General features: G+C 43.6%; 8 protein-coding genes and 1 tRNA gene. 7 read left to right on the top strand and 2 right to left on the bottom strand.

All coding sequences use genetic code 11. From position 1 onward, the window contains the following. Positions 1 to 111 precede the first annotated feature (111 nt). The gene (locus B5F77_RS10480) at positions 112 to 2,877 is read left to right on the top strand and encodes an NPCBM/NEW2 domain-containing protein (RefSeq protein ID WP_087330528.1); all 2,766 of its coding nucleotides are present in this window, start codon (positions 112 to 114) and stop codon (positions 2,875 to 2,877) included. A 285-nt stretch (positions 2,878 to 3,162) separates the two neighbouring features. Here B5F77_RS10480 and B5F77_RS10475 read toward each other — a convergent pair. After that, positions 3,163 to 3,236: transfer RNA gene (locus B5F77_RS10475), tRNA-Arg, on the bottom strand. A 342-nt stretch (positions 3,237 to 3,578) separates the two neighbouring features. Here B5F77_RS10475 and B5F77_RS10465 point away from each other — a divergent pair. After that, positions 3,579 to 3,947: a helix-turn-helix domain-containing protein gene (locus B5F77_RS10465; RefSeq protein ID WP_087330524.1), complete on the top strand. Its 369-nt coding sequence runs from the start codon at positions 3,579 to 3,581 to the stop codon at positions 3,945 to 3,947. A gap of 12 nt (positions 3,948 to 3,959) precedes the next feature. Here B5F77_RS10465 and B5F77_RS10460 read toward each other — a convergent pair whose 3' ends face one another. Then, the gene (locus tag B5F77_RS10460; RefSeq protein WP_087330522.1) at positions 3,960 to 5,108 is read right to left on the bottom strand and encodes an acyltransferase; all 1,149 of its coding nucleotides are present in this window, start codon (positions 5,106 to 5,108) and stop codon (positions 3,960 to 3,962) included. A gap of 176 nt (positions 5,109 to 5,284) precedes the next feature. Between B5F77_RS10460 and aroB the strand changes: the two genes are divergently transcribed. The 5 genes from aroB (at position 5,285) to B5F77_RS10435 (ending at position 13,304) form a co-directional block, all read left to right on the top strand. Continuing rightward, positions 5,285 to 6,343, top strand: coding sequence for a 3-dehydroquinate synthase (aroB, locus tag B5F77_RS10455; protein ID WP_087330520.1), 1,059 nt, complete (start codon positions 5,285 to 5,287; stop codon positions 6,341 to 6,343). Between the two features lie 236 nt (positions 6,344 to 6,579). Next, positions 6,580 to 7,140: an ORF6N domain-containing protein gene (locus B5F77_RS10450; RefSeq protein WP_087330579.1), complete on the top strand. Its 561-nt coding sequence runs from the start codon at positions 6,580 to 6,582 to the stop codon at positions 7,138 to 7,140. A gap of 27 nt (positions 7,141 to 7,167) precedes the next feature. Beyond that, the gene (locus B5F77_RS10445; RefSeq protein ID WP_087330518.1) at positions 7,168 to 7,722 is read left to right on the top strand and encodes an ORF6N domain-containing protein; all 555 of its coding nucleotides are present in this window, start codon (positions 7,168 to 7,170) and stop codon (positions 7,720 to 7,722) included. 27 nt (positions 7,723 to 7,749) lie between these two features. Next, positions 7,750 to 8,310, top strand: a complete 561-nt coding sequence (locus B5F77_RS10440) for an ORF6N domain-containing protein (protein WP_087330516.1) — start codon at positions 7,750 to 7,752, stop codon at positions 8,308 to 8,310. Between the two features lie 545 nt (positions 8,311 to 8,855). Beyond that, positions 8,856 to 13,304 carry a DUF6383 domain-containing protein gene (locus tag B5F77_RS10435; protein WP_087330515.1) on the top strand — a complete coding sequence of 1,483 codons (4,449 nt, stop codon included), beginning with the start codon at positions 8,856 to 8,858 and terminating at the stop codon, positions 13,302 to 13,304. Positions 13,305 to 13,470: the final 166 nt, after the last annotated feature.

Genomic DNA, 13,470 nt, shown 5'->3' with positions numbered 1-13,470 from the left:
CCCTAAGTGTAAGAGGGCTTTTTCAGATAGTATTCTGACACACCCACGTTGAGTTTGGAAATAAGTGTTTATATTTGCACTCGTAGAGATACTTATAAAACGGAAAAGAATATGTATTTGAAATCGATTTTAATGGCAGGCTTGTTGGGCTTGTCGGGCGCTTTGGCGGCGCAGGATGTGGTGCAGATGGATGAGCTGGATGTGGCAAAGATTTGGCAGGAATATGGAAGCCCTTTTACGCATGACGGTGTGTTGGAGCTTCAGGCGCGGAGCGTGGCGAAGGTGAAGCTGGGCGGTCATGCCGAACGTTTCGAGGCTCAGATTCGCCTTTCGGAGGAGGTCGTATCGGCGGACGAGGCCGATTGGATGGTGCAACCTTTGGTCGACGGGACAAAGTTGTTGTTTCGCCAGACGGAAGAAGGCGGTAAACGCCTGGCCGGCGTGGTCGGAAAGGATGGCAAGGTGGCCAAAGGGTCGGTGCGTTTTATCCTGAAAGCAGATGGGAAAGAGGTGTATAACAGCGGTGTGTTTTCACGTGGAGCGACGTTTCATGTGAATATATCGTTGAAAGGCGTGCAGCTATTGGAGATGGAGGTTGACCCGACGGACGACGGCGCGAGCGGTGATTGCCTCTGTTTGATTTCACCTCGGTTTACCTATCAAGGTTCGCGCCCGGAGTTGGTTGACGTGAGTGCTTTGGGAGAAGGTCCTAAACAATCTGCCGAAATAGTAAAACGTTTGACAGCCAAAGTAAATCAATTGCCTGTTTATGACGCATTGTTATCCGAACGGACACCCTTTGATTGGCTTTTGACGCCGGAGAAGGTAAAAGCGGGTGTTTATCGTACGGCAGACGGCAAGGGGCTTGTTGTGGCGAATGAGTTGGTATCGCGTACGTTTCGTATCATGCCGAATTTAGCTACGGTTGATTATACGAACCGAATGTTAGGAGAGAGCCTGCTTCGGGCCGTGAGCAGTGAAGGGGCGATTTGGATAGATGGCAAGAAATGGCAGATAGGAGGATTGGCAGGACAACCCGAACGTGGATACTTAAAGCCGGAATGGGTGGAGGCGATGCAAACCATGCCGGAATCATTCTTGGTAGAAGATTTTGAGGTAAAACCTGTTGAGGAGGGGATTCATTGGGCACGTTCCCGTTGGGCATTGAACAAGAAAGCTCCGACGGGAAAAGAGATTGTCTTTACCATGCGAGGTGACAAGGCAATGAAAGAGGTGATCGTGAAGCTCCATGTGGCGGTATACGATGGGATTCCGGTCGTTCGCAAATGGTTTGAAGTGGAGAATACGTCTGGATTGCCTATTACGGTAGACCATTTCCAGGTAGAAGAGTTGGCTTTTGCTGAACCTGAGTCGCCCAGTGGAGGCGACCCTTCGACGTTCCTGTTGCCCAATATCCATGTCGAGAGCGATTATAATTGCAAAGGAAGCTTTACGGAAAAAGAGACGGACATTACGGAGCATTGGGTAGAAGACCCAGCCTATACCTCCCAGCGAAACTATTTGTTGCAGACACCTTGCGTTTTGCAGGTGACGCCTCCTATCGGTCCAGATCAACAAGTGGCATCGGGCGAGACGTTCCGTTCATTTAGCGTCTATGAAATGCCTTTTGATAGCTTCGACCGAGAGCGGAAAGGATTATTTACACGTCGCTTTTATCGTACCATCGCTCCCTGGACGACAGAGAATCCCATCTTTATGCATTTGACGTCGAGCGAACCGGATGTTGTGCGCCGGGCTGTGGACCAATGCGCCGAGACGGGCTACGAGATGATTATTCTCAGCTTTGGCTCCGGAGCGGATGCGGAAGACATTTCGGAGGCCAATATAGCTAAGTTTAAAGCTTTGGTAGATTATGCAAAGAGCAAGGGCATCGAGATGGGATGTTATTCCCTATTGGCAAGCCGTTGGATTAGCGACGAGGTCGATGTGATTAATCCGAAGACGGGCAAGCGGGGTGGCATGACGTTCGGAAGTTCACCTTGCTTATGCAGCGATTGGGGATATGAATATTTCCAGAAAATAAAGACTTTCTTTGAGCAAACCGGCATGACCTGCTTTGAGCATGACGGTTCCTATCCGGGCGATGTATGCGCTTCGACGAAACATGCGCACCATAAAGGATTGGAAGATTCGCAATGGAACCAATTCCATAAGATAACGGATTTGTATCATTGGATGTGTGAGAACGGTATCTATTTGAATGTACCCGATTTCTATTTCTTAAATGGTTCTACGAAGACGAGTATTGGCTATCGGGAAGTGAATTGGTCTCTTCCGCGCGAACGGCAATTAATTCACACGCGCCAATTGAATTACGATTGTACATGGGAGCGCATTCCTTCGTCTCTCTGGAGTTTTGTTCCTTTGGTTGAATATCATGGTGGAGGTGCTGCCGCTACGTTAGAGCCTTTAAGTGAACATCTGTATGAATACAAGACATTGATGTTTCAAAACTACGGTGCTGGCATCCAGGCCTGTTATCGTGGCCCTCGCCTGTACGATACAGAAGAGACAAAAGAGGCGGTGCAGGAAATCATCTCGTGGTATAAGAAGTACCGTCGCATCTTGAATAGTGATATCATCCATTTACGGAAACCCGACGCGCGAGATTGGGATGGCATCATGCACGTCAATCCGCAAGAAAAGGAGAAAGCTTTGGCCCTGTTCTTTAATCCGACAGACCAGGAAATTACGCGTACTATCTCTTTACCTTTGTACTATACTGGTTTGAAAGAAAAAGCCAAGATTCGCGAACAGGAGAAGGCTGAGCAGACTTATACGCTTGATTGTAACGGCCATGTGAAATTAGAAGTAAAGATTCCCGCCCGAGGTTATACGTGGTATGTAGTGGAATAATAGGAAAAGAAAAGGCGCGTCATAGTTTGGATGCGCCTTTTTTTATCTCTTTTGAAATAGGTTTATTTTTCCTTTTGTTGCCATTTCGCTTTTCGGCCTTGCAAGGTGAAGTAAATGCCTCCTGCAAATGCGATTACGATAAGGAAACCAAACATAAATAAAGTTCCTTCCATGTCTTATCCTCCTATTTTTTTCTTGATTAGACGATTCTTTGGTTAAAAATAATCCCCAGCCTAACGAAATAAAAAATCCGCAAATAAAATGATTATCTGCGGATTTAATCTGTGACCCGGGTGGGATTCAAACCCACGACCTTCAGAACCGGAATCTGACGCTCTATTCAGCTAAGCTACCGAGCCTTGTTTTTTTGATGGTACAAAAGTAGGGATATTTTTTTTACGAACCAAATGTAAACGGATTTTTTATTGAAGAATCTTTGTGAAAGGAGGGCGGGGAAATTCGTTTGGGCTAAGATTAAATTCATTGGGCCCGTTGAAAAAAGGGAAACACCCGATAAATTCTCTATCTTTAGGTTAAAGACATGTATCTGCAGATTGAAGATATATATCTTTAAGTTGAAGATATGTATCTTTAACCTAAAGATAGAGAATTTATCGGGTGTTTAAACTTTTTGGTTGGGAGTTTGCCAGTTTATCCAAGGCTTTTGCTTACTTTTGTAGAGTGTTTTGAAATACAAAGGTATGAATAGAATGATAGTGGAAGATAGGATATTCCCGGATTGTCCAATTCGGAATATTTTGGCTCGGATTAGTGATAAATGGTCGTTATTGGTGATTTATACGTTACGCAATGCAGGAAACACATCGATGCGTTTTAAGGAATTGCAACGTGCGATACCGGATATTTCCCAAAAGATGCTGACCGTAACGCTTCGGACGTTGGCGGAAGATGGGTTGGTAACGCGGACTGTCTTTCCCGAAGTACCTCCACGTGTGGAATATGCGTTGACGGTTCGCGGCCAATCTCTTTTGCCTCATATCGACGCGTTGCTCGATTGGGCAAAAGAGAATATGGAGGCTATTTTGCGTGACCGTCGTGCGGCGGTTTGAGGAAAGTGGGTTTTATCCCATGATATATATCGCTGCTTTACCCAAGTACTTCTTGACAATCGCCACGATGCCCCATGAGAGGGTGAATATCAATACGGCCGCGGCTGGTATTTGTAACGGGACGGGCAAATCGAGGTGGGTAATCAGCTCGTGTGCCAACCCGACGAAATAATAGTGTATCATATAGATTCCAAATCCGCAGAAAGCCAGATTGCCCAGCCATTGAGCCGTATGCGATTCGAGCTGGAAAGAGATGTGTTTCAGTACCAAGAACCAAGCGGCAGACATGAGGGCGACGTTTATGCTATTGTACGTCCAGAACAATTCGATTTGTTCGGGTGTCTTTTCGGGTAATGACATGATGTAGCCATAGCCAAAATAGGTAATGGCAAAGCCCACAATGAGCATCACGGCCGCAATGGGGAGTGTTTGGCGTAGATTCCACGAGACGTGGCATCGGATGTAATGCCCTAACAAAAGGAATCCGTTGAAACCCGCGAAGTAATAAAACAGGCCGAAAGCGTTCCATGAGCACGTCCCGAAAGCATATGGGCCGGCAAACTCTTCCAGATAAGGCAAGAAGGTACTTGCCAGCCATAATCCTAAGACAAGCTCCTTTTGTCGTTTGGTGGCGCGTTCAATCCAAGCCGAGAAGATAGGCATATAAAGATATAGTCCAATCAACATATAAATGTACCACATGTGCGAAGCGGAATAGTTGAAAGTGAACGGAATGCGGGCTATATTGATGAGGCAAGGTACAATAGATTGGCTATCCGTATCCGACCAGATAAAGCATTTATAGATAATACTCTTGTCGGCGCCTGCCAATCCGGAGAACCAAGGGAATAGATAATAAAGCACCGACCAAATCAAAAAAGGCCAAAGCACGCGCAGGATGCGCCGTTTGTAAAATGCCCCCATTTCCATTTTTACGGGAAAGGAAAGCGCTCCGGTTATCATGACAAATAAGGGAACGCATGGACGCACAAATGCCATCCATCGTTCGGCCCATTGTATCATGTAAGGGTCTACGGGTGCCATGCCTTCGGCTGTTGCATAAGTAGCCGTAGCATAGAACGGATCTGCCGCATGGCAGCAAATCAACATAAAAAAGGCTGCAAAACGAATCACGTTAAGCCATACAATCTGTGTTTTCATTCTTTATCTCTGTTTTTGTTATTATAGGTTTGAAAGTCGCAAAGATAACTTTTTCCAAAAGAAATATGTACCTTTGCTCTGAGAAAATAGAAAGGAAAAGTGATGTATACTTCTTTTTTCGTAGGGAAAAGGAGGTTGGTTTGCGAATCCAAGAAAACAAATAATAAAAGCAGAAGATGAACCAAAAAGTAGTAATATGTCAGGATTTGCCTTCCGAATTACAAGTGTTTTTGGAAGGTATGAGTTATGATAAGTTGTTCGTGCTTACGGATATGAATACGCACGAGAAGTGTTATCCGTTGGTTAAAGAGGTACCGTTGCTGAGGGATGCGCCTGTTATCACCGTCGAGGCAGGTGATACGCATAAGAGTCTCGAGGCATTGTCGTCCATTTGGATGCGTCTTTCCTCAGAAGGAGCTACGCGCCATTCGGTATTATTGAACTTGGGTGGTGGCATGGTAACGGATATGGGCGGATTTGCGGGTGCTACTTTCAAGCGGGGAATTCGGACGATTAATGTGCCTACCACGTTGATGGCTTCCGTCGATGCGGCTGTAGGTGGTAAAACAGGTGTGAACTTCAACGGGTTAAAGAATGAAATCGGAGCGTTTTATCCGCCTGAATGTGTTTTTATTGATTGCGAGTTTCTTCGCACGCTCGACCGGGATAACATCCTTAGCGGGTATGCCGAGATGATAAAGCATGGGTTGATTAGCTCGATGGAGGTCTATACGTCGGTCATGCTCTACGATATCGATACGATGAATTACCGCTATCTGAATCAGCTTGTGGCGCAGAGTGTGGCGGTAAAAGAAGAATTTGTGGCCAAAGACCCCAAGGAGCAAAACATTCGCAAGGCGTTGAACTTCGGGCATACCGTGGGTCATGCTTACGAAAGCCTCTCATTTCGGAAGAATGCGCCTTTGCTTCACGGGCATGCGGTAGCAGCAGGTATCATCAGCGAGTTGTATCTTTCGCACAAGCTTTGCGGTTTTCCGATGGAGAAATTAAGCCAGGTGGTTTATTATATAAAGGAATATTACCGCCCGTTCGCCTTCTCGTGCGACGATTATGATGCGCTTTATGAACTGATGACGCACGACAAGAAGAACGAAGCGGGCATTATCAACTTTACGCTCCTTGGTGGCGTGGGCGATGTTCGTATTAATCAGCAAGTTAGCCGGGCGCATATCCTCGAGTCTCTCGATTTCTATCGCGAGAGTTGGGGCGGATGATAAAGGCATAAAAGCAGGGAGCCGTAAACAAGCAGAAGCTCCTTGCTTTTGTTTATAACTATAATCGCCAGCGATTATAATTATAAATGAAAATGATTCTCGTTATAAACGGAAACGATTCTCGTTATGAATTGGGGCAAAGTCGTTTGAAAACAGGGAAAGTCTTTTTGTATTTAGGAAATAAGTCCGTACCTTTGACCTAATTATTCATATATAAATATAAAACAGACTTGGCTATGAATCGTAATTTACAACTTATCCAAAGTAAGATATACGAGATTAGAGGACAAAAGGTCATGCTGGATTTTAATTTAGCAGAAATGTATCAAGTGGAAACGCGTGTCCTGAATCAATCCGTAAAACGTAATCTCAGTCGTTTCCCTACTGATTTTATGTTTCAATTGACAGCTATGGAATGGGAAAATATCTCATCACAATTTGTGATGACATCACGTATGAAACGACCGAAATCCGCTTTACCTCTGGCTTTTACCGAACATGGCGTAGTGATGCTGTCAAGTGTCTTAAAAAGCGATATCGCTATTCAAACGAGTGTGTTAATAGTTCGTGCTTTCGTGGCTATGCGCCAGATGCTAAATATGCCTTCTACGAATCGCATGGCTCAGTTGGAAAAACAAGTCGAGGAGTTGAAAGCGTATATGGAAGAAGTATTTGCGGATTATAATGATATCAATGAGGATACGCGAATGCAATTGGAATTGATACATCAGACCTTGGCAGAGTTGCAAACCGGGAATAGGAATTTACCTCGTCCAAAAGTAGGTTATGTGAAGTGAAAGGAACATACTAAAACAGATAGAGCTATGAGTAGTAATTTACAACTTATCCAAAGCAAAATATACGAGATTAGAGGACAAAAGGTCATGCTGGATCGCGATTTGGCAGAACTCTATCAGGTGGAAGTTCGTATTCTAAATCAAGCAGTAAAGCGAAACATAAAACGATTTCCACCGGATTTTATGTTTCAATTAGCACCCGATGAATGGGAAATCTTGAAGTCACAATTTGTGATTTCAAGTTGGGGTGGAGTACGAAAACGACCTTATGCTTTTACCGAACAAGGTTTGGCTATGCTTTCTGGTATATTGAATAGTGATGTTGCCATACAAGTCAACATTAATATCATGCGTGCCTTTGTGGCTATGCGTCGCATGGTTACTTCTTCTCCTATCGAAGAAGTGACAGAGTTACGGGCAGAAGTCAAGGCGTTGAAAGCGTATATGGAAGAAGTATTTGCGGATTATAATGATATCAACGAGGATACGCGAATGCAATTGGAATTGATACATCAGACCTTGGCGGAATTGCAAACCGGGAATAGGAATTTGCCTCGTCCGAAAGTGGGTTATGTGAAGTGAAAGGAACATACTAAAACAGATAGAGCTATGAGTAGTAATTTGCAACTTATCCAAAGTAAGATATACGAGATTAGAGGACAAAAGGTCATGCTGGATCGCGATTTGGCAGAACTCTATGGCGTTGAAACGCGTACCTTAAACCAAGCGGTTAAACGTAATAAAGAACGTTTTCCAATTGATTTCATGTTTCAGTTAACAAGTGATGAACTGGAAATTTGGAAATCACAAATTGTGATGTCCAATTCTATCAAAATGGGTGTACGGCGTAATCCTTATGCTTTTACGGAATTAGGTGTTGCTATGTTAAGCAGTGTTTTGAATTCTCCTGTCGCAATACAGATAAATATGGGGATTATGCGTGCCTTTGTGGCTATGCGTCGCATGGTTACTTCTTCTCCTATCGAAGAAGTGACAGAGTTACGGGCAGAAGTCGAGGGATTGAAAGCGTATATGGAAGAAGTATTTGCGGATTATAATGATATCAACGAGGACACGCGAATGCAATTGGAATTGATACATCAGACCTTGGCAGAGTTGCAAACCGGAAATAGGAATTTACCTCGTCCGAAAGTGGGTTATGTGAAATGAGAAGCATGTTTGGTATAAATCCGGTTTCATCCTCCAAACCTTGGGGGTTCGTCCAGAAAAACCAAGGTTTCGGATAAAAACCAAAAAGTTTTTTCTTAAAACTCTTGCTATTTCATTTTTCCTCCTTACCTTTGCATCGATTCCGCAGCGAATAGGGTTTCGCCTTTGGGAATCGATGAAATATTGACAAGCATTTTACGAAGATTATTCCGATCTAAAAATCTGGTAAATTTTTAAGTCTTGCGGAGTAATGGACGGTAAATGCTTGCGCTACATACGGGACAGATGAAGGTTTCCTATAATTCGTGCATATAGGTTATATGTAACAGTGTGGGGAAACTGGAAATATCGTATAGGCGCGGGCTGTTGTTCTATTATTGCAAGACAGGCTTACCAGAGCCTTTAGATCAATTATAGACAACGTAAAGCCCGCGCTTTTTTATGTCTATTCATAACCAAAGCCGGGAACGTTGTACTAAGCCTTCGTAAAATTTGAGATTGAGTTTTTATTTAACTATTTATTAATAAATTAAAAATCAAGTTTTATGAACAAAAAAGTACTTACGCTTTGCGCCGGCGTTCTGCTGGTAGGCGGTTCAGCTGTATTTACGGTGAACGCTGTGAACGCGGGCAATGGGAAGGCTCAGACAGCTTACGTGGTTAAAGCCAATGCTGAAGGTGTGGCTGGCTACGAGTTGTCTGTGGTAGAGAAAGCAAGCTACACTTGGAGCTTGGTGAAAGGTGATGTGTATTATCTTTCTCCTGTAGATGGTTACTTCTTGGCAAAAGATGGTTCTATCAAATCTATCAAGACTTCTACGCCTGATAAGGTTACGATCTTAACCGATTTGAGTATTTCTTTTGATGGAACAAATTCTTGGGAGCAGAACGGCGAAAAGCTGTATTTGTGGAAAGAAGATGGTACAATGCAATCTTATGAAGGATTGAATGGTACAGTTAGCAAACTGGCATTCGCTACTTCAAAAGAAGTTGTAGAGTTGACATCAGGTTCTACAAACACTGTTTATATTAATACTGAAGAAACATCTCATGTAATAGCTGTTGGTACGTATGGTGATAAAGTTGATGCTAATACGTGGACTTTGCATGAAGGTGGCAAACTTAGTGTAAAAGGAACAAGTGATGCTTATTTGCAGAGTGACCTTTCTCTCTTGTATTCTGGAGAATCAACTGCTGCTACCTTCAAATATGAAGATGGTATATTGCAGATGGCTATAGTTGGTGGTTATACTCCAGTTTATGTCATTTCTACAGGTCTTACTACAGATGCTGATGCAGAAGGCGCTGTTCCTGCAGTATTGTATGCTATTGACGAAGAAGGTAAGGTAGATCCAGAAGCTGCTACAGACGCAACAGAAGGTTCTTTCATCTTGGGTCAAGGCATTGCTAAAGATGTAATTGGAGATACAGCTTATGGAACAGAAACGATTTCGACTGTAGGCGAAGGTGGTGCTCCGGGTGCTGAATATGGTGATATCTATGGTATCCAATATCAGAATGATGGTACTTTGGTTATTACAGATGTAGTTGAGACGGCTATTGTTCCGGTTTATATCTACTATAAGGATGGTGACCACACTTATTATTATACAACAGATGGCTGGAAGGAAAATACTCCGGTTGCATGGTATCTGAATAATAAGACGTTGATAACATTGGATGGCGAATGGGGCAAATCAGGCATTACTTATACTCCGGATGGCGTGACTGGCGTTGGCGAAGAAGGTAGTGGTGCGACAATTGCTTTAGCTGAAAAGTCCATTCCAGCTGATGAGATTAACAATTGTGAAATACCTTTGCTGAATGCTGTGAATGGAGATTATATTATTCTGGCAGGACGTGATGAAGCTGGCGCTACAATTTACATCAATGGCGATGCGGATGGTAAGGCTGTAGCAGGAACAAGCTGGCAAACAGCTGACTTGTGGAAAGTAACTGAAACAGTTGCTTTAGGTGATGGTCGTTATGCTTATAAATTCGTAAATCGTGAAACAGGCAAACAACTTGAAATTAACGGTTACGAACGTTTCATGGCTTACCAATATAACGGTGGTATCCAGTTGTTAGGCGTAGATGAAAGACGTGCTGAAGAATCAGTTGTAATCACAACAACAAGCGGTACGACTTCTATTACTACGACTGTGGGTAGAGCTACTGTTCTTGGCTTCTATCAGTCTAAGTTAGAACAATTCACGGCTCACTGGTTATTGCATCGTTATGGCAGTAGCTTCCGTTTGAATGTGGTAGACAAGTATAAGGATATCGCCAATAAGACTATCAATGGAAATGAATTTGATAATACAGATTTAGTTCCGGTTTATTGGGATGCAACAAACGGATTCCACGAAATCGCACCTGAAAATGACGAATGGAACAAAGAAAACGAAAAAGCATTCTTGTTGAAGAAGAAAGGCACGAACCTGTACATCGTATTGAATGTGACAGATAAGTGGAGCAATGCGGTTAATGACTTTGTTCAAGGTGGATACAAGTTTGAAGTCTTGAGAGAAGCCAATGTAGAAGATGTTTTGGAAGGTCGTCAGGTAAACAACAAGACTTATTATCCTTACTTCCGCATCAACTATTTGGAAGGTAAGACAGAATATGATGCAACAAGCGCTATCAATGCAGATATGGTATTGGATAATACGCCTGTATATTGCGTTGAAATCGGTAGTGCAAGCAAAGTATTCGCTTACGACTTAGTAAACTTGGAAACTACAGATGCGAACGGACATTTGGATGTATTTGTAACTGCAAACGATCGTTGCGCGGACAATAGTGCACGTAGACCGAACGTTTCGTTCTATACAACAAACGAAAACATCGTACGTGGTGAAGACGCTACTAACAACCCGTTGAATTACCGTTATGTGAACATTACATTCAAGGCTGGTGCTAACATGCAGTTCCAGAATGAGCGTAACAATTGGGTGAACTTGAACGGTAAAGTTTTGGGTATTAATCAGAATGGCGTTGTAATGCCGACTGAAGCTGACTACTTCTTAGCAGACAAGGCTGAAGGACAATGGGCAGTTTCTGTTGATACAGATGATACACGTAAGTTCACATTCACGAACCGTGAGAACCCGAGTAAGTCTATCAGTGTTAAATCTATGCATGCATTGGGTAACGATGTTTATGCTGTAGAGTATGAACAGAATGATGAATGGGGCGCTCAATATAATTGGTATACAAGACCATTCGGCTTCAATACGGCTGGTACGGTTCGCAATCAAGCATTACGCGATACGTTAATCATCAAGGCTGCTGAAGGCAACTTGAAGATTACGAAGGGTGAAAATGCTTACAATACAGACAGCTACGCTAACTGGACGAAGGAAGATTTGCAGGATAAGACATTCCAATTGTCTATCGATGCAGCAGCTCAGCTTTATGTAACTGAAAACGAAGGTAAGGATAGTCACTTCTTAGGTTTGTCTGATGATGTGTTGGATGTTACAAACTGGCGTCTTGTTCCGTTCACAGCAGCTCGCGTTCACGATACGGATGCCGTTAAGTATCTGACTGCTGGAACAGACTCTGTATACACGATCTCTCATCCGATGTATTGGACAGGTTCTGAGTTCAAGACATACAACGATACAACCACTATCGTAGCGTATGCATTGCAGAACATCCAGAACAACGAATGGTTGCGTTACGACCCGAGTCAGAACCAGACAATCGAATCAATGATTTGCGACCCGAATTCGAAGAACTTCACGACGAAGGATTTGAATGCTGCTTATCGCTTTGTATTGAAAGAGAAAGCAAAAGGTGCTCAGAAGATTGAAGCTGGTGCTTACAACATCGTGGGTGTTACTCCTTGGGGCTTGAATAACGATAAGTATGTAACAGACAGCAATTACGATAAAGATGGCAATGTCGTTACAGGTAAGGCTCACTACGAATTGGATTACAGCAACAAGTTGTATGGTGCATCTACGTACCAGAACTTAGGTGCAATTGAAGTTGAAAACATGTACACACAACCGACTTCAAACGACATCTTCACAATTGCTACTACTGCTTCTCAGGAATATGTAAAGGCCACGCCGCGTGATACGGTTCGCATCTACGGTGCAGAAGAGAACGACTTCCTGTTGTTCGAAAAGGGTCAGTTCCTGAACTTGGGTAATGCGAATGGCATCGCTCCAGCTATGGTTCTTGATTCGGCTTACGTAGAACGTCCGGGTAACAACCGCTACCAGTACTTACTTGTAGTGAACCCGACTTATGTAGAGGCTAAATTTGATAATCATCCGAACAGTCCGTCTGTTCCTCACATGATTAAACCGGATACAATGTACGGTCGCTTCTTGGTGAACCAGATCGACTCTGCTGTATTCGTAAGTCGCAACCATAACAACAAGTTCATCAACGACATCGAAGCAGATGAAAAGAAGGTTAAGTTAGGCTTCCAGTGGGGCTTCCATACAGGTGATAAACTGTTCTTGACAGATGGCGAGAATGGTCCTGTTATCGAAACGCTCAACTTAGGCACGGCAGACTTCAACAAGGCTAAGTTCGCGTTCAAGTATGTGAACCAGGCTGTAGATGAAACATTCAAAGTACAAACTGCTTGGTATGATTACGATTCAGCTGTGAAGGCTGGTTTGGACAACAAGGATGCTTGGACTTGGAACAACGAAGGATTCTTGGAATCTGTAAACGGTGTGATTGTGGTAACGAACGGTTACACGCACGGTGAAGAGTTCTTGATGGCTCAAGAAGATTCGAACCCGACAGCTAACGAAAGCATCACCGCTGAAGGTGCAGTTTCAGTCGTAGCAACTGACGGTGCCGTAGTTATCAAGGGTGCGGAAGGCAAGAACGTGGTGATTGCTACTATCTTGGGTAAGGTTGTCGCTAACGAGACAATCAACTCGGATAACGAGACGATCGCCGTTCCGGCTGGTATCGCAGTGGTATCGGTAGACGGCGAATCGTTCAAGGTAGTCGTTAAATAATTGAACTAAAGTTCATAACACAATAAATTTAAGTTGTTAATAAAATGGGCTGCATCTGCCCCTCGCGAGAGTCGCCGCAGCCAAGAAATACGTTAGTATTAATATTAGTAGAAAATTCTATTCAAAACGCGCTCCCTTCTGGGAAGACCGGAGCGTAAAACTTTTA

The sequence above is a fragment of the Parabacteroides sp. An277 genome, assembly GCF_002159645.1.
Lineage (GTDB): Bacteria > Bacteroidota > Bacteroidia > Bacteroidales > Tannerellaceae > Parabacteroides.
This window is presented reverse-complemented; position numbering and strand designations above follow the sequence as displayed.

Excerpts from the sequence above, each read along its gene's own strand:
- B5F77_RS10480 (WP_087330528.1), top strand. The coding sequence starts at position 112 with ATGTATTTGAAATCGATTTTAATGGCAGGCTTGTTGGGCTTGTCGGGC.
- B5F77_RS10465 (WP_087330524.1), top strand. The coding sequence starts at position 3,579 with ATGAATAGAATGATAGTGGAAGATAGGATATTCCCGGATTGTCCAATT.
- B5F77_RS10460 (WP_087330522.1), bottom strand. The coding sequence starts at position 5,108 with ATGAAAACACAGATTGTATGGCTTAACGTGATTCGTTTTGCAGCCTTT.
- aroB (WP_087330520.1), top strand. The coding sequence starts at position 5,285 with ATGAACCAAAAAGTAGTAATATGTCAGGATTTGCCTTCCGAATTACAA.
- B5F77_RS10450 (WP_087330579.1), top strand. The coding sequence starts at position 6,580 with ATGAATCGTAATTTACAACTTATCCAAAGTAAGATATACGAGATTAGA.
- B5F77_RS10445 (WP_087330518.1), top strand. The coding sequence starts at position 7,168 with ATGAGTAGTAATTTACAACTTATCCAAAGCAAAATATACGAGATTAGA.
- B5F77_RS10440 (WP_087330516.1), top strand. The coding sequence starts at position 7,750 with ATGAGTAGTAATTTGCAACTTATCCAAAGTAAGATATACGAGATTAGA.
- B5F77_RS10435 (WP_087330515.1), top strand. The coding sequence starts at position 8,856 with ATGAACAAAAAAGTACTTACGCTTTGCGCCGGCGTTCTGCTGGTAGGC.